General features: G+C 71.8%; 13 protein-coding genes and 1 pseudogene. 11 read left to right on the forward strand and 3 right to left on the reverse strand.

The window, feature by feature from the left end; translation table 11 throughout:
• A pseudogene (locus tag C3488_RS02200) lies at positions 1 to 315 on the forward strand (hypothetical protein); the annotation flags it as partial.
• Here the strand turns inward: C3488_RS02200 and C3488_RS02205 are convergent.
• Complete coding sequence (locus tag C3488_RS02205) at positions 302 to 895, reverse strand: dihydrofolate reductase family protein (RefSeq protein WP_103837577.1); 594 nt, start codon at positions 893 to 895, stop codon at positions 302 to 304. The pseudogene C3488_RS02200 and the gene C3488_RS02205 overlap by 14 nt on opposite strands.
• 69 nt (positions 896 to 964) lie before the next feature.
• Here C3488_RS02205 and C3488_RS02210 point away from each other — a divergent pair, with 69 nt between their 5' ends.
• Positions 965 to 1,543: a TetR/AcrR family transcriptional regulator gene (locus C3488_RS02210; protein ID WP_103837578.1), complete on the forward strand. Its 579-nt coding sequence runs from the start codon at positions 965 to 967 to the stop codon at positions 1,541 to 1,543.
• Positions 1,544 to 1,767: 224 nt separating this feature from the next.
• Here C3488_RS02210 and C3488_RS02215 read toward each other — a convergent pair whose 3' ends face one another.
• On the reverse strand, positions 1,768 to 3,507 hold the full coding sequence (locus C3488_RS02215) for a dolichyl-phosphate-mannose--protein mannosyltransferase (protein WP_103837579.1): 1,740 nt from the start codon (positions 3,505 to 3,507) through the stop codon (positions 1,768 to 1,770).
• Between the two features lie 246 nt (positions 3,508 to 3,753).
• Between C3488_RS02215 and rsmI the strand changes: the two genes are divergently transcribed.
• The 6 genes from rsmI (at position 3,754) to C3488_RS02245 (ending at position 9,673) form a co-directional block, all read left to right on the forward strand.
• Positions 3,754 to 4,629, forward strand: coding sequence for a 16S rRNA (cytidine(1402)-2'-O)-methyltransferase (gene rsmI / locus C3488_RS02220; RefSeq protein ID WP_103837580.1), 876 nt, complete (start codon positions 3,754 to 3,756; stop codon positions 4,627 to 4,629).
• Positions 4,630 to 5,012: 383 nt separating this feature from the next.
• The gene (locus tag C3488_RS02225; protein WP_258053255.1) at positions 5,013 to 5,468 is read left to right on the forward strand and encodes a hypothetical protein; all 456 of its coding nucleotides are present in this window, start codon (positions 5,013 to 5,015) and stop codon (positions 5,466 to 5,468) included.
• Between the two features lie 57 nt (positions 5,469 to 5,525).
• On the forward strand, positions 5,526 to 6,416 hold the full coding sequence (locus C3488_RS02230; RefSeq protein ID WP_103837581.1) for a TatD family hydrolase: 891 nt from the start codon (positions 5,526 to 5,528) through the stop codon (positions 6,414 to 6,416).
• A gap of 129 nt (positions 6,417 to 6,545) precedes the next feature.
• Positions 6,546 to 7,865: a ubiquitin-like domain-containing protein gene (locus tag C3488_RS02235; protein ID WP_308460651.1), complete on the forward strand. Its 1,320-nt coding sequence runs from the start codon at positions 6,546 to 6,548 to the stop codon at positions 7,863 to 7,865.
• Positions 7,866 to 7,912: 47 nt separating this feature from the next.
• Positions 7,913 to 8,779, forward strand: coding sequence for a 16S rRNA (adenine(1518)-N(6)/adenine(1519)-N(6))-dimethyltransferase RsmA (gene rsmA, locus C3488_RS02240; RefSeq protein ID WP_103837583.1), 867 nt, complete (start codon positions 7,913 to 7,915; stop codon positions 8,777 to 8,779).
• Positions 8,780 to 9,673: a 4-(cytidine 5'-diphospho)-2-C-methyl-D-erythritol kinase gene (locus C3488_RS02245; RefSeq protein WP_103837584.1), complete on the forward strand. Its 894-nt coding sequence runs from the start codon at positions 8,780 to 8,782 to the stop codon at positions 9,671 to 9,673.
• Between the two features lie 9 nt (positions 9,674 to 9,682).
• Here C3488_RS02245 and C3488_RS02250 read toward each other — a convergent pair whose 3' ends face one another.
• A complete protein-coding gene (locus C3488_RS02250) occupies positions 9,683 to 10,276 on the reverse strand; it encodes a Uma2 family endonuclease (RefSeq protein ID WP_103837585.1) in 594 nt (197 codons plus the stop codon).
• Positions 10,277 to 10,433: 157 nt separating this feature from the next.
• Between C3488_RS02250 and C3488_RS02255 the strand changes: the two genes are divergently transcribed.
• The 3 genes from C3488_RS02255 to C3488_RS02265 all read left to right on the forward strand — a co-directional run bounded on the left by C3488_RS02255 (position 10,434) and on the right by C3488_RS02265 (position 16,097).
• The gene (locus tag C3488_RS02255; protein ID WP_103837586.1) at positions 10,434 to 12,239 is read left to right on the forward strand and encodes an ABC-F family ATP-binding cassette domain-containing protein; all 1,806 of its coding nucleotides are present in this window, start codon (positions 10,434 to 10,436) and stop codon (positions 12,237 to 12,239) included.
• 224 nt (positions 12,240 to 12,463) lie between these two features.
• Positions 12,464 to 14,278: a PQQ-binding-like beta-propeller repeat protein gene (locus C3488_RS02260; RefSeq protein WP_103837587.1), complete on the forward strand. Its 1,815-nt coding sequence runs from the start codon at positions 12,464 to 12,466 to the stop codon at positions 14,276 to 14,278.
• Positions 14,279 to 14,339: 61 nt separating this feature from the next.
• Complete coding sequence (locus C3488_RS02265) at positions 14,340 to 16,097, forward strand: PQQ-binding-like beta-propeller repeat protein (protein WP_103837588.1); 1,758 nt, start codon at positions 14,340 to 14,342, stop codon at positions 16,095 to 16,097.
• Positions 16,098 to 16,222 lie beyond the last annotated feature (125 nt).

Below are 16,222 nucleotides of genomic sequence, written 5' to 3' on the forward strand. Positions count from 1 at the left end.
AATGGCGACTGGCGGAATGGGGGCCGCCCTTTGCCTGCCGCCTGGAAATGGCAGAGGGAGGCTGTCAGTGGGGGTGATCAGGGTCGCGGCATGACGCCGAGCGTTGATCTTGTGCCGGGCCTGATCACGACGCGCGACGCGATCGCGGCGGCCTACGGCTGTGGGACGTTCCAGAGCGTCGAACCTGCCGACAAGGCGGGCAAAGGTGTTCGTGTCCGGCGGCAAAACACGGCGACCATCTACCTGGCCGGACTCCATATGCGGGCATCTTCCTCTGGTTCGCCCGCTGATTCGAAACCGCCTAGCGGCGGGTGAGGCGGGTGAGAGTGACCCCGTTGGGGAAGGCGGTGCGCTCGGCGACATTGAAGACGGTGGGGTCGAAGGTACCGTCGACTACCGGGATTCCGGTACCGGCAACGACCGGATAGGTCTTGATCAGCAGCTCGTCAATCTCGGGCAACAGGGTGCCCGCGAGCCGGCCGCCCCCGCAGAGCCAGATGTCCAGGCCGGAGTCCACCTCGCCCTTGAGCTCGCGGACGAGGGCGAGCGGGTCGCTCGGCACGACGGTGACGGCTGGGTCGATGTCCGGCTTGAGGGTGCTGGACACCACGTACTGGCGCAGGTGCGCATACGGGGTGGTGATCCCGGTGTCGAGGGCCGGGCGGTAGGTACCGAGGCCCATGACGACGGTGTCGAAACGTCGGTTGGGCGCGTCGGTGACGCCGACGGCCGCGCGGTAAGCGGTCGGGACGGTCTCCGGGTACAGCGCGTTCATCCAGGTCGAGTAGGCGGCGGCCTGTTGCTCCTCGCCCAGCGGAAAGAAGTCGAACTCGCCGCCGGGGCCGGCGATGCGGCCGTCGAGTGAGACGCCGACGTAGTACACGAGCTTTCGCAAAGTGATCCCCCACGCGTAGTACTCTAGCTGAAGTGGTTTGAGCGTAGTACTACATATGGAGTGGTGTCAATGGTGAGACGGAACGACCAGCGGCGCGCAGCCCTCGTTGACGCGGCGATCGAGGTGCTGGCCCGGGAAGGTGCACGTGGCCTGACTTTCCGGGCCGTGGATGCCGAGGCCGCCGTTCCCGCCGGCACGGCGTCCAACTACTTCGCCAGCCGTGACGATCTGCTCACACAGGCCGGCGCCCGGGTTTACGAGCGACTTCAGCCGGACGAGGCCACGATCGCCCGCCAGCGGGCGGCCGACCGCGACCGGGAAACCTACGTCGAACTGATGCGCGAACTCGTCGGCCGCATCGCTTCCTTCCGCACCGGTTACCTCGCGCTGCTTGAACTCCGCCTTGAGGCCACCCGCCGCCCCGAACTGCGCAAGGTTCTCACTGAGCGAGTCAGAGCAGACGTCGACGCCAATGTCGCCTATCACGAGGCTTCCGGCTTCCCGGGCGACGCCACGGCCGTCAAGCTGCTCATACTGACGCTGAACTGGCTGATCGTTGAGCAGCTCACCCTGCCGGACGTCTTCACGGCGGAAGAGCGTGAACAACTGGTGACGGCCGCAGTGGAACGCATCGTGGCGGCGGAGTAGAGGGCTCGGCCCCGGAGATCGCCGCCCGGTTGCAGAAGCAGACCGGACCGGCCTCGGCATGTGCCCGCCCTTGCTTCCCTCCGCTGATCCGAAAAAACGGCCTAGTCGTACGGCGACTGGGCCGTCTCTGGGCCGTCTTGGGGCAGCCGACGACAACCGCTAACGACCGGAAACGACCACGAGGGCGCGGCCGACCGCGGCGCCCTCGTGGTGTGTCCGCCCGGCTAGACCCAGGTGTCCAGCCACATCCGCGCCCGCCACGAGTCCATCGGGATCGCCGTGCCCGTGTACAGGGGCCAGAAGTAGATGAAGTTCCACGCGATCAGGAGGACCAGGACGCCCGCGCCCGCCGCTCCCGCGATCCGGCGGCGTTCGTCAGCGCCGGGTGGGCCGAGGAGGGCGCCGATCATCATCGCGACCGCAAGGCACAGGAACGGCACGAAGACGACCGCGTAGAAGTAGAAGATCGTGCGCTCCTGGTACAGGAACCAGGGCAGGTAGCCGGCCGCGACGCCGCACGCGATGGCACCCGCCCGCCAGTCGCGGCGGAACGCCCAGCGCCACAGCACGTACACGAGCGCGAAGCAGGCCGCCCACCACAGCAGCGGGGTGCCGAGTGCGAGGACCTCGCGGGCGCACTTGCCGCCCGCGTCCGTGGGGCAGCCCGCCTCACCCGGGTTCGGGGACTCGTAGAAGTACGAGACCGGGCGGCCCACCACGATCCAGCTCCACGGGTTCGACTGGTACGTGTGCGGCGAGGTGAGGCCGACGTGGAACAGATAGACCTCGTGCTCGTAGTGCCACAGGCTGCGCAGCCAGTCGGGCAGGAAGGTCCAGTGGCCGCCCTTGCCGTCGGTGGCCGCCCAGTTGCGGAAGTAGCCGCCGGAGCCGTTGGACGGGGACAGGATCCAGCCGGTCCAGGAGGCCAGGTACACCATGAGCGCGACCGGGACCGTCGCCAGGAAGGTCAGGCCCGTGTCCCGCTTGAGGACCGTGACGTACGGGCGGCGGGCGCCCGCGACCCGGCGTGCGCCCACGTCCCACAGCAGGGCCATCACACAGAAGGCGGCCAGGAAGTACAGGCCGTTCCACTTCGTGCCGATCGCGAGGCCGAGCATCAGGCCCGCCAGCCAGCGCCACGGGCGCCACCCGAGGCGGGTGGTCCCGGCGGTGTGCGGGTCCGGGCGCACCCGGCCGTCGGCGTCCACCGGGAGGGCCGCCGCCAGCTTGGCGCGCGCTCTGTCCCGGTCGACGAGCAGGCAGCCGAAGGCCGCGAGCACGAAGAACTCCAGCACGCCGTCGAGCAGCGAGGTGCGGCTCATCACGAACTGCAGCCCGTCCACCGCAAGCAGCCCTCCCGCCAGACAGCCCAGGAAGGTGGACCGGAACAGGCGGCGGCCGATACGGCACAGCAGCAGCACCGCCAGCGTGCCGAGCAGAGCGGTCATGAAGCGCCAGCCGAACGGGTTGAAGCCGAAGATCAGCTCGCCCAGGCCGATGACGTACTTGCCGACCGGCGGATGCACGACGTACGCGGCGTCCGTGGGAACCGGCACATGGCCGCCCCGCTGAAGGATGAGGTCGTTGGCGTCCTTGGCCCAGTTCGCCTCGTACCCGTTGTGGACGAGCGCCCACGCGTCCTTCGCGTAGTAGGTCTCGTCGAATATCACCGCCCTGGGACTGCCCAGGTTCCAGAACCGCATCAGCCCCGCGATCAGCGTCACGAGCAGCGGGCCGCCCCACGCCGACCAGCGCGCGATCCGGTCGGCGACGTCCTTACGCAGGCCGATCGATGCCCAGATGCGCGGGCTGGGCCGGTTGTACGGCGGCACAAGCCGGTCGCGGACGTCGCTTCTCGGGCGCGCCGCGTAACCGAAACGGCGCAGCCGCTGCTGCCACGACGGCCGCGGCTCTGCGGCGGCCTGGCCCTGCCGGGTGTCCGTGGAGGACGCGGTACTGGTCACCGCGCCATCGTAGGGAACACGTCTGTGTGAGTCGCGCGCTTGGGCCCTACCCGATCGGCCGTGCCGGGATTCCGACGCGTCACCGGCGCGGCGGCCGCGGGCGCCGGAGGTGCGGCGCCTCGCCGCGTCGTCGCCGGGCTCCTAGTGACGCACCGCACCAGACGCCGCCCGCCCCGCGGCGGAAGCCGCTGACGTCGGCGTCGTACCGGCCGATCGGGTGGGGCCCGCGCCTGCGAGGATGGAGACGTGACAGTTGCGCCTGGGACTACGACCGGAACCCTGGTCCTCGCCGGAACCCCCATCGGGGACATCGCCGACGCGCCGCCGCGGCTCGCCGAGGAGCTGGCCACCGCCGATGTGATCGCCGCCGAGGACACCCGTCGGCTGCGCCGGCTCACCCAGGCGCTGGACGTCCAGCCTGCCGGGCGTGTCGTGTCGTACTTCGAGGGCAACGAGTCTGCCCGGACACCCGAGCTGGTCGAGGCCCTGGCGGGCGGGGCGCGGGTGCTGCTCGTCACCGACGCGGGGATGCCGTCCGTGTCGGACCCCGGGTACCGGCTGGTGGCCGCCGCCGTGGAGAAGGACATCCGGGTGACCGCCGTGCCGGGGCCGTCCGCCGTGCTCACCGCGCTGGCGCTGTCCGGGCTGCCGGTGGACCGGTTCTGCTTCGAGGGGTTCCTGCCGCGCAAGGCGGGGGAGCGGCTGTCGCGGCTGCGGGAGGTCGCCGAGGAGCGGCGCACGCTGGTGTACTTCGAGGCCCCGCACCGGCTCGACGACACGCTCGCCGCGATGGCGGAGGTGTTCGGGGGCGAGCGGCGGGCCGCGGTGTGCCGCGAGCTGACCAAGACGTACGAGGAGGTCAGGCGCGGCTCGCTCGGGGAGCTGGCGGCATGGGCCGCCGACGGCGTACGGGGCGAGATCACGGTCGTGGTGGAGGGCGCCGGCGAGAAGGCCCCCGAGGAGCTGGACGCGGCCGAGCTGGTGCGCCGGGTGCGCGTCCGCGAGGAGGCCGGGGAGCGCCGCAAGGAGGCCATCGCGGCGGTCGCGGCGGAGGCGGGCCTGCCGAAGCGGGAGGTCTTCGACGCGGTGGTGGCGGCGAAGAACGCGGACGCGGCGGGCTGAACCCCGGCGCTTCCCGCACCGGGCCGGCGGCTGTGCCTGCCCCTCGGCGCGGCGCCCTGGCGATGCGCCGCCGTGATCGCCGACAGCCCTGTGAGGGGGCTCAAACCCTCTCTGAGCAGGGCGCATCTCTCCTGAGCGTGCGCCCCATAGGGGGGCAAAGGGCTGTCGTCGAAGGCAAAGCCGGAGCGGGGCGATCGGGTGATTTCGGCAAGCGATGTCCAAATCGCCCCCAACACTCGACAGGTCCGCTCCCGCTCCCCCTCGTGAAGGCGTCCACTGGGGGACAGGGACGCACCCGTCCCTCGCCACCGTGGGACCGCGCGGGGTTCCGGGGGGAAGCCCGCACCGCGGGGGCGCTTGTCCAGCGGACAAGAGGAGCTGGAATGAGTGAGATATCAGGGCGGACCGGCCAGGCCACGGCGGCCGGCCAGGTCACAGGGCGGCCCGACCGCAGCGCGGCGACCGCCGTCGTCCACGAGTCCTATTCCTTCGCGTGCATGCGTTGCGGGCACGGCTGGGAGCAGTCGTACGAGATAGAGCACCACCTCGACGCGGACGGCAACGAGTTCGTGATGTACGTGACGAACGGCCACGTCGTCCCCTCGCCGCTGAGCCGCCCGTCCTGCCACAACTGCGACAGCCACGTGGTGCGCATCATGCGTCCGGGCCAGGTGTCCTCCGTGCAGAACTCCCTGCACCGGCACCACGCCCCGGTCCCGCAGGCCGACGGCGAGGACCGTGAGGCGCCGCGCACGAAGCCGGAGCCCACCGACGGCCACCACCACTGGCACCTGTCGGACCTGCTCCACCCGTTCCAGAACCACCGCAAGGCGGGCTGACGGCCCCTGCCGCAAGGCAGGGCCAGGCGCGGCATGCCCCTTTCGTAGGATCGGGGCATGCCTTCCCGAGCGTCCGACCAGTCCGCCAAGAACGCGCCGCCGCCGCTTCCCGCGCCCCTCGGCGTGCCCGTCGCCGACTCGCACACCCACCTCGACATGCAGTCCGGCACGGTGGAGGAGGGCCTCGCCAAGGCCGCGTCGGTCGGCGTGACGACGGTCGTGCAGGTCGGTTGCGATGTGCGCGGCTCGCGCTGGGCCGCCGAGACCGCCGCGGCGCACGACTCCGTGCACGCGGCGGTGGCCCTGCACCCGAACGAGGCGCCGCGCATCGTCCACGGGGACCCCGACGGCTGGTCCCGGCAGGGCGCCCGGGAGCCGGGCGGGGACGCGGCGCTGGACGAGGCGCTCGCGGAGATCGACCGTCTCGCCGCCCTGCCGCAGGTCAAGGGCGTGGGCGAGACCGGGCTCGACTACTTCCGCACCGGGCCCGAGGGCAAGGCCGCCCAGGAGCGCTCCTTCCGCGCCCACATCGAGATCGCCAAGCGGCACGGCAAGGCCCTGGTGATCCACGACCGCGAGGCCCACGCCGACGTGCTGCGCATCCTCAAGGAGGAGGGCGCCCCGGAGCGGACCGTGTTCCACTGCTACTCGGGTGACGCCGAGATGGCCGAGGTCTGTGCGCGGAACGGGTACTTCATGTCGTTCGCCGGCAACGTGACCTTCAAGAACGCCCAGCCGCTGCGCGACGCCCTCGCCGTGGCGCCCCTCGACCTCGTCCTGGTGGAGACCGACGCGCCGTTCCTGACGCCCGCGCCGTACCGCGGACGGCCGAACGCGCCCTATCTCATTCCGGTCACGGTCCGCGCCATGGCCGCGGTGAAGGGCGTCGAGGAGGACGCGCTGGCCGCGGCCGTCGCGCGCAACACGGCCCGCGCTTTCGCGTACTGACCGGCCCGCCCGGCCGGGTCCTGACCGGGGGCCCGTGTCGCGACACCGAGTAACGGCGTTGCTTTGGAGAGTGACGACCAGCCGCTAGGTTCTGGTCGCCGTGTCGGAACCTCTCTGGAGCGTGTCGTCGTGAGCAACCGGCAGTACTCGCCGTACGGGGCGTACGAGGACCGTGAGGCCCCCTGTCGCGCCCACCCGGACACGTACCGTCCCGCGTACGAGGCGCGCGCCCGCGCGGCCGCGCGCGCCACGGCGATAGCGGCCCGCCCGCCCCGCCGTCAGCCGGAGGCCACCCCGCGCCCCTCAGGGCGCGCCCAGGCCCGGCACGCGGCGCGCGGCAGAAAGGGAGGCGCACGCCCCGACTCCATGCGCCGTCTGATCCCGCAGGCGCTCGTCGTCGCGTTCCTCGCCGGCGGTACCACCGCGTTCGTCGCCAACGACAAGGCCGTCGAGCTGACCGTGGACGGCCGCACCCGCACCCTGCACACCTTCGCCTCCGACGTCGGCGAGCTGCTCGCCCAGCAGGGCGTGAAGGTAGGCGATCACGACCTCGTCGCCCCCGCGCCCGGAACGCCGCTCGCGAGCGGCGACGAGGTAGCGGTCCGCTACGGCCGCCCCGTGCGGCTCACCATCGACGGCGTCCAGCGCGAGGTGTGGACGACGGCGCCCACGGTGGAGGCCGCGCTCCGGCAGCTCGGGGTGCGCGCGGAGGGCGCCTACGTATCGACCTCGCGCTCCCAGGGGATCGGCCGCGACGGGCTCGGGCTGGACGTCCGCACCGAGCGCACGGTGACGGTCCTCGCGGACGGGCAGGCCCGCACCATCCGGACCAACGCGGCGACCGTCCGCGAGGCCGTCGCCCAGGCCGGGGTCGTGCTCTACCGGCAGGACACGACGTCCGTGGCACCGGACAGCTTCCCCCGCGACGGGCAGACGGTGACCGTGCTGCGGGTGATGGGCTCCCAGGAGGTCCGCGAGGAGCCGATCCCGTTCGACGTGCGGCGCACCAAGGACCCGAACCTGCTCAAGGGCACGGAGGTGGTCGCGCGCCCCGGGCAGGCGGGCGCGCGCCGGGTCACGTACGCCCTGCGCACCGTCAACGGCGTGAAGGAGAGGCCCCGCCGGATCAGTGACGAGGTGGTGCGGCAGCCACAGGCCCAGCTCGTCCGGATCGGCACCAAGCCGCGCCCGGACCTGGTGGAGGGCGCGGAGCACCTGAACTGGAAGGGGCTCGCGGCCTGCGAGTCCGGTGGTCGCGCACGCGCGGTGGACCCGTCGGGCACGTACGGCGGCCTCTACCAGTTCGACCGGCGCACCTGGCGCAGCCTCGGCGGCTCGGGCCGTCCGCAGGACGCGCCCGCGGAGGAGCAGACGTACCGGGCGAAGAAGCTGTTCGTGCGGCAGGGGACCAGCCCGTGGCCGCACTGCGGGTCACGGCTGTACCGGTGACGGTGCCACCGGCCGGGGCTCCGGACGCCGCCCCGTAGGCTTGCCCCGTGAGCAGCCCCACCCCCGACGCCCTGCTGGGCCCCGCCGACGTCCGTGAGCTGGCGGCGGCCCTCGGCGTACGCCCCACCAAACAGCGCGGCCAGAACTTCGTCATCGACGCCAACACCGTGCGGCGCATCGTCCGCACCGCCGAAGTGCGGCCCGACGACGTCGTCGTGGAGGTGGGACCCGGGCTCGGCTCGCTGACGCTCGCGCTCCTCGAGGTCGCCGAGCGCGTCACCGCCGTCGAGATCGACGACGTGCTGGCGGCGGCGCTGCCGGCCACCATCGCGGCGCGCATGCCGCAGCGGGCCGAGCGGTTCGCGCTGGTGCACTCCGACGCGCTGCACGTCCGTGAGCTGCCGGGCCCCGCACCCACCGCGCTGGTCGCGAACCTGCCCTACAACGTCGCCGTCCCCGTCCTGCTCCACATGCTCGACACCTTTCCGAGCATCGAGCGGACGCTGGTGATGGTGCAGTCCGAGGTCGCCGACCGGCTCGCCGCCGCGCCCGGGTCCAAGGTCTACGGGGTGCCGTCCGTCAAGGCCAACTGGTACGCCGAGGTCAAGCGCGCCGGGGCCATCGGGCGCAACGTCTTCTGGCCCGCCCCCAACGTCGACAGCGGGCTGGTCTCGCTCGTGCGGCGCGCCGAGCCGCTGAAGACCGCCGCGTCGAAGGACGAGGTGTTCGCGGTCGTGGACGCGGCGTTCGCCCAGCGGCGCAAGACGCTGCGTGCCGCGCTCGCCGGATGGGCGGGGTCGGCCGCGGCGGCCGAGGCCGCGCTCGTGGCCGCCGGTATCTCACCGCAGGCGAGGGGCGAGTCGCTGACGGTGGAGGAGTTCGCGCGTATCGCGGAGCACAGGGAGTCCGAGTAAGTGAGTGTCAGGGTTCGCGTCCCGGCCAAGGTGAACGTGCAGCTCGGGGTGGGCGGCGCCCGCCCCGACGGCTTCCACGACCTGGCGAACGTCTTCCTCGCCGTCGGCCTGTACGACGAGATCACGGTGACCCCGGCCGACGAGCTGCGGGTGACCTGCTCGGGGCCGTACGCCGCGGAGGTGCCGCTCGACCGTACGAACCTGGCGGCACGGGCGGCGCTGACGCTCGCCGGGCGCCGCGGCCTTGATCCGGCCGTGCACATCCACATCGCCAAGGACATCCCGGTCGCCGGGGGCATGGCGGGCGGCAGCGCGGACGGGGCGGGCGCCCTGCTGGCGTGCGACGCGCTGTGGGGTACGGGAGCCTCGCGCGAGGAACTGCTGGAGATCTGCGCCGAGCTGGGCAGCGATGTGCCGTTCAGCCTGGTGGGCGGGGCGGCGCTGGGCACCGGGCGGGGCGAGAGGCTGGCGGCGCTGGAGGTCGGGGGCACGTTCCACTGGGTGTTCGCGATGGCCGAGGGGGGCCTGTCGACCCCGGCGGTCTTCCGGGAGTTCGACCGGATGGCGCAGGGGCGGGAGGTTCCGGAGCCGGTGGCTTCGGCGGAGCTGCTGGAGGCGCTGGCCAAGGGCGACGTGGACGCGCTGGCCGTTGCGGTCTCCAACGACCTTCAGCCGGCGGCGCTGTCCCTGTATCCGGAACTGGCTCAGACGCTGGAGGCGGGGCGGGAGGCCGGTGCGCTGGCCGAGCTGGTCTCCGGCTCCGGGCCTACCACGGCGTTCCTCGCGCGTGATGCCGAGGCGGCGGAGAAGGTGGCCCATGCGCTGCGGGCGTCCGGGACGTGCAGGGCGGTGCGGGTGGCGGCGGGGCCGGTGCCGGGGGCGACGGTCGTCTGAGGGCAGGACTCAGAGATTGTCGATGGCGGTCAGGTCAATGTCGATGTCGTAGGGCACGCTGACCTTGACGTGGTCGTGGTAGATGCCGGTCAGCGCATAGGTGCCGGTGGCCTCACCGCGTTCGTAGACCTGGACCACAGGGTGGTCGTCCTGGCCCGCCATCTCGACCAGCCAGAAGTGGGGAATGCCTGCGGCGGCGTACTTGTGCGGCTTGTAGTCGCGGTCGCGGGCCTCGGAGTCCGGTGACACCACCTCGATGGCGAGCAGGACGTCCGACGCGTTGAAGTGGGTCTGACGCCTGTCGGTGACCGCTTCGGCACGGACTACGGAGATGTCCGGTTCTGGGCCGTTGCGCCGATCCAATACCACCGTCATCTCCCGCTCAACACTGAACTCGGAGGTGAGGCAACTGCGCAACCCATTGACCAGCAGGTCGATCGCAAGGAAGTGGAAGCGGCGCTGCGGACTCACGAAAACCAGGCTCCCGTCGATCAGCTCGGTGTGCGGCGGGAGATCCGGCAGTGTGAACAGGTCGTCCACGGTGTAGCCGTCCGGGGGCGGCACCGGCCAGTGGTGGCGGTGCTCTGCGGACTCGGCAGTCATGGTTCCTCCCATGGACGGGATCCTGCGGCCTGCCTTCCCACCGTAGCCGTCGATCACCGACCACGTCACCACAAAGAGTGACGATCACCTCGCGCCCCGCCCCCTCCCCCGGAGGCCCTACGCTTGAAGGCTGATCCATCCCCGCGTCAGGAGTGAAATGGCCGTCAACCTGGTCAATGTCGAGAACGTCAGCAAGGTGTACGGCACCCGTGCCCTCCTCGACGGCGTCTCGCTCGGCGTGTCCGAAGGGGACCGGATCGGGGTCGTCGGGCGCAACGGCGACGGCAAGACCACCCTGATCCGGATGCTCGCCAAGCTGGAGGAGGCCGACACCGGCCGCGTCACCCACTCCGGCGGGCTGCGCCTCGGCGTGCTCACCCAGCACGACTCCCTCGACCCGGCCGCCACCGTCCGCCACGAGGTCATCCGGGACATGGCCGACCACGAGTGGGCGGGCAACGCCAAGATCCGCGACGTGCTCACCGGCCTGTTCGGCGGGCTCGACCTGCCCGGGTTCCCCCAGGGGCTCGACACCGTCATCGGTCCCCTCTCCGGCGGCGAGCGGCGCCGTATCGCGCTCGCCAAGCTGCTGATCGCCGAGCAGGACCTGATCGTCCTCGACGAGCCCACCAACCACCTCGACGTCGAGGGCATCGCCTGGCTCGCGGGCCACCTGCGCGAGCGCCGCTCCGCGCTCGTGTGCGTCACCCACGACCGCTGGTTCCTCGACCAGGTGTGCACCCGCATGTGGGACGTGCAGCGCGGCGAGGTCTTCGAGTACGAGGGCGGCTACTCCGACTACGTCTTCGCCCGCGCCGAGCGGGAGCGCATCGCCGCCTCCGAGGAGGCCAAGCGGCAGAACCTGGTCCGCAAGGAGCTGGCGTGGCTGCGGCGCGGTGCCCCCGCCCGTACCTCCAAGCCCCGCTTCCGTGTCGAGGCCGCCAACGAACTGATCAAGGACGTGCCGCCGCCCCGCGACAGCAGCGAGCTGATGAAGTTCGCCTCCTCACGGCTCGGCAAGACGGTCTTCGACCTGGAGGACGTCACCGTCCAGGCCGGCCCGAAGGTGCTGCTCAAGCACGTCACCTGGCAGCTCGGCCCCGGCGACCGCATCGGCCTCGTCGGGGTCAACGGCGCCGGCAAGACCTCCCTGCTGCGCGCCATGGCCGACGCCGCGCGCAGCGAGGGCGAGCAGCAGCCCGCGGGCGGCCGGATCGCCGTCGGCAGGACCGTCAAACTCGCCTATCTCTCCCAGGAGGTCGCCGAACTCGACCCCACCTGGCGGGTCCTCGAAGCCGTGCAGCGGGTCCGCGAACGCGTCGACCTCGGCAAGGGGCGCGAGATGACCGCCGGGCAGCTGTGCGAGACGTTCGGCTTCAACAAGGAGAAGCAGTGGACGCCGGTCGGCGACCTGTCCGGCGGTGAGCGGCGGCGGCTGCAGCTGCTGCGCCTCCTCATGGACGAGCCCAACGTCCTCTTCCTCGACGAGCCCACCAACGACCTCGACATCGAGACCCTCACCCAGCTCGAGGACGTCCTCGACGGCTGGCCCGGCTCGATGATCGTGATCTCCCACGACCGCTTCTTCGTCGAGCGCACCACCGACAAGGTCTACGCCCTCCTCGGCGACGCCACGCTGCGGATGCTGCCCCGCGGCATCGACGAGTACCTGGAGCGGCGCCACCGCATGGAGGAGGCCGCCGCGGCCGCCGCGGCACCGGCACCCGCCGCCGCCAAGCCCACCGCCTCCGCCGCCGACGCCCGCGCCGCGAAGAAGGAACTCCAGCGGATCGAGCGCCAGTTGGACAAGATCGCCGAGCGGGAGGGCAAGCTGCACCAGCAAATCGCCGATAACGCCACGGACTTCGAGAAGGTGGCCGGACTCGACGCCGAGCTGCGGGAGTTGGCGGGGCAGCGTGAGGAACTGGAGCTGCGCTGGCTCGAACTCGCCGAGGACGCATAAGCGTTGGGCGGGAGCCCGGCACATGCGGTGCACGGCACCTGAAGGCGCGTAACGAGGCCGTCACGGGCCGGTCCTCCCTTGGGAACAGGGGCAGGACCGGCCCGTGTTCGAGGACGCCCCGGTGATAGAAAGGTCCGTCTGAGAACAGCCTGAGTACCACCGGCGTGGCGGAAGACAAGCACCACGGGCGTGGGGACGCATCAGTACAGAGGGGGAACGCGCTGATGACTCAGCCGCCCGACCAGCCGCCGCAGGGCGGCGGTTTCGGCGCACCGTGGAATCCGCCGCCGCAGGGTGGTTTCGGCCCCCCACACGATCCCCGGCAGGCGACTCCGCCGCCACCCGCCCAGCCCCCGGCGGCCTCGTCCCAGCCGGGGTACGGCTACCCGCAGCCGCCGCCCTCCGGCCCGTACCCGCAGCCGGGCGCGTACCCGCAGCCGGGTCCGTACGGCGGGCCGGGTCCGTACGGAACTCAGCCCGGCCCCTACACCCAGCAGCCCGGCCCGTACGCCCAGCAGCCCGGCCCCTACGCCGCTCCCCACCCCGGCTACGGCTATCCGCAGCAGCCGCCCCAGTTCCCCGGCGCGCCCGTTCCGCCCCCCGGCGGCGGCTCCAGGAACCCTTTCAAGGGCAGGCCGGCGCTGGTCGTGGGCGCCGCCGTCGCCGCGCTGCTCCTCATAGGCGGCACCGTGTACGCGGTCAGCAGCGGCGGGGACAAGAATCCCACCGCCGACAAGAACCAGAGCCCCGCGGCGTCCTCCACCGCCTCCGCCCCGGCCGACGCGGGCGGTGGCACGGGCGGAGGCGGCGCGGACCCGGAGAACCTCGACCAGGACCGCAAGCCGGGCGAGGACAGGGTCCTCTGGTACCAGCAGGCGCCCGACGCGCCCGGTCACGGCGCCGACGCCCCCGGCATGTGGATCACCGGCAGGTCGGCGGTGAAGGCCGCGTACAAGCAGGTCTTCGCCTACGACGTCGCGAGCGGCAGGCCCACCTGGAACCCGATCTCCTTCCCGCAGAAGATCTGCGCGGTCACTCCGCGGCAGACGGCGGACGACAAGGTCGTGGTCGCCTACATGAGCGGCGTGAGCGACAGCGCCAAGTGCAACCACATCCAGGAGATAGACCTCGACACCGGCAAGAAGGGCTGGAGCGCGCAGATCGCCGACGGTGCCCTCTTCGACAGCGCGCTCGCCGTCGACCTGACCATCACGGGCAGGACCCTGCTGGTCGCCCGCGCACAGTCCGGCCTGGCGTACGACGTGGCCACCGGCAAGAAGCTGTGGGAGAAGCAGCGGTACGGCGCGGCCTGCTTCCCGACCGCGTTCGCGGGCGGCACCAAGCTCCTGTCGGTCGCCTCCTGCGGCGCGGGCGGCTCGGACGCGCACGACGAGGTGCAGGAGCTCGACCCCTCGACCGGGAGGGCCAGGTGGACCAAGCAGATCCCCAAGGGCTGGACGATCGCGCGCCTCTACTCGGTCGACCCGGTCGTCCTCTACCTCACCAACGAGGACAAGACGCGGTGGAACGTCTCCACCCTGAAGAGCGACGGCAGCCTGCGCTCCCAGCTCGACGTCAACGGGTCCTTCGCACCCCGGTGCGGCTGGGCCATCCTCAACCGTGACCTGCAGGGCTGCACGGGTGCCGTGGCCGACGCGAGCACCCTGTACCTGCCGACCGACGCGAAGAGCGGCCCGAACGAGATCGTCGCGATCAGCCTGGACACCGGCAAGGAGAAGTGGCGGGTGAAGTCCCCGGCGGACGAGTCGATGCTCCCGCTCAAGATGGACGGCACCCATCTGATCGCGTATGTCGAGGCGTCGTACGACACCGGCGGCCAGGTCGTCTCCATCGCGACGACCGGCGGGAGCCACACCGCGGCGAAGCTGCTGCAGAACCCGGCGGGCGCCGCGCAGGTCGAGAGCGGCTTCTTCTCCAAGGCGATCGCCTACGTGGACGGGCGCCTGTACCTCTCCACGACCCGGCTGACGGGCGGTACCCGGTCCAAGGAGAAGCTGATGCTGGCCTACGGCAGGTGAGCGGTCCGCCGACCCGTTCCTCCCCGCCCACTGTTCCTGTGTCCTTCGAGGTCCTCACGCCATGAGCCAGCCGCCGCCCCCTCCCCACCAGCCGCCCCCGCCGCCCCACCAGCCGCCGCCCGGCGGTGGTTTCGGCGCCCCGCAGCCCCCGCCGCCGGGCGGCTTCGGCGGCTTCGGCGCGCCCCAGCCGCCGCCCCAGGCGCCCCCACCGCCCGCCCAGGGACCGGCCTACGGCTACCCGCAGCCGCCGGCCCCGCCCCAGCCGGGATACGGGTATGTCCAGCAGCCCGGTCACGGCTTCCCGAACCAGCACCCCGGATACGGCTACCAGCAGCCGCCGATGGTGCCCGTACCGCCGCAAGGCACCCCGGGCGGCGGCCGCAAGGGGCCGGGCGCCACGGCGTGGATCGTCGTCGCGGCGGTCGCGGCCATCGCGCTGATCGTCGGCGCCGGGGCCTGGTACGCGAACAGTTCCTCCGGCAGCGACACAAGCGGAGGTTCCGCGTCCGGTGCGGACGGCGGACGGGGCGGCCAGGGGAGCGGCACCGGCGGCTCCGGTTCCGGCAAGGAGAAGGCGCCGGCCGACCCCAGCGCCAAGGTCCTCTTCCAGATCCCGGCGCCGCGGATCACGGACAGACAGGAGCTCGACAACGTCGCGGGCTCCTGGCTCACCGACTCCGTGTACGCCAAGGCCGGCATCAACAAGATCGTGGGCTACGACCCGGACACCGGCGCGACCAGGTGGACGCTGCCGCTGAACGGCCAGACCTGCGCGGGCTCACCCGAGATCAGCTCCTCGGGGATCGCCGCGGTGGTCTCCGAGTCGGGCAAGCGGGCGAACGCGCGGGACCGCAAACCGTGCAGCGACGTCACCGCGTTCGAGGTCGCCACCGGGAAGAAGCTGTGGACCACATCGGTCAGCACCGGTGGCGCAGCGGTCGCGTTCGGCGAGGTGTCGATCAGCGGTACGACGGTCGCCGCCGGCGCCGGCCTCTACGGCGGCGCCGCCTTCGACCTGACCACCGGCAAGGTGCTCTGGCAGCACGCGAGGGGCTCCTGCACGGACGTCGGCTACGCGGGTGGCGAGCAGCTCGTCGCGGTGCGCAAGTGCGGCCCCTTCGGGGGCGAGTTGTACGAGGTGCGGCTGCTCGACCCGAGGACGGGTGGCGCCGAATGGAGCTACAAGCTCCCCCAGGGCATCGACAACGCCAAGGTGATCTCCACCAAGCCGGTCGTGTTCGGCGTGGACTCGGGCGGCATCACCGCCTCCGGTGCCACGGACGTCTTCTCGCTGGACGACACCGGCAGGCTGCGGACGAAGATCGCGCTGGAGGACGGCAAGTACGAGCACCACTGCGGCGTCGGCAAGGTGCACGACTGCCAGGCGATCACGGTGGGCAACGACAAGCTGTACGTGCCGACCAACGACCACGACGGCTCGGCCCAGGGCTCCAGGACCAACGAGATCATCGCGTTCTCGCTGGCCACCGGGAAGACCACCGGCGACCGGATCGACGCCGGCGACGGCTACGACATCTTCCCGATCCGCATGGACGGCGGGAACGTGCTGGCGTACAAGAGCGGCCCGTACAACAAGGGCGCCCAGGTGGTCTCGGTCGACGGCGGGTCCCTGAAGCAGACGAGACTGCTGGAGACCCCTGCCTCCCGGGAGGTGCTGCGCGCGATCATGAGCATGGTGCCGAAGACGTCCGAGCTGCTGTACACCGACGGCCGGCTCTTCCTCGGCAAGGACCTGGTCAGCAAGCCGTTCACGGCCGACCAGCAGTCGTACACCGCGCTCGGCTTCGGCGCGAAGTAGCGCGGGCGCGGCGCACGGCGAGGGCCTCGCTCCTGTTCGGGGGCAGGGCCTTTCACGTACCCGTCATCACGCGCCATTGGGCGGGATTTCGGTAATCCGGGGCACTTCTGGCCGGTTGGGGAAGC

Origin of the sequence: Streptomyces sp. Ru72 (genome assembly GCF_002920635.1) — a bacterium.
In the GTDB taxonomy this organism is placed as follows: domain Bacteria; phylum Actinomycetota; class Actinomycetes; order Streptomycetales; family Streptomycetaceae; genus Streptomyces.

Coding starts and splice junctions, on each gene's coding strand:
- C3488_RS02210 (WP_103837578.1), top strand. CDS start 965: ATGGTGAGACGGAACGACCAGCGGCGCGCAGCCCTCGTTGACGCGGCG.
- C3488_RS02225 (WP_258053255.1), top strand. CDS start 5,013: ATGAGTGAGATATCAGGGCGGACCGGCCAGGCCACGGCGGCCGGCCAG.
- C3488_RS02230 (WP_103837581.1), top strand. CDS start 5,526: ATGCCTTCCCGAGCGTCCGACCAGTCCGCCAAGAACGCGCCGCCGCCG.
- C3488_RS02250 (WP_103837585.1), bottom strand. CDS start 10,276: ATGACTGCCGAGTCCGCAGAGCACCGCCACCACTGGCCGGTGCCGCCC.
- C3488_RS02255 (WP_103837586.1), top strand. CDS start 10,434: ATGGCCGTCAACCTGGTCAATGTCGAGAACGTCAGCAAGGTGTACGGC.
- C3488_RS02260 (WP_103837587.1), top strand. CDS start 12,464: ATGACTCAGCCGCCCGACCAGCCGCCGCAGGGCGGCGGTTTCGGCGCA.
- C3488_RS02265 (WP_103837588.1), top strand. CDS start 14,340: ATGAGCCAGCCGCCGCCCCCTCCCCACCAGCCGCCCCCGCCGCCCCAC.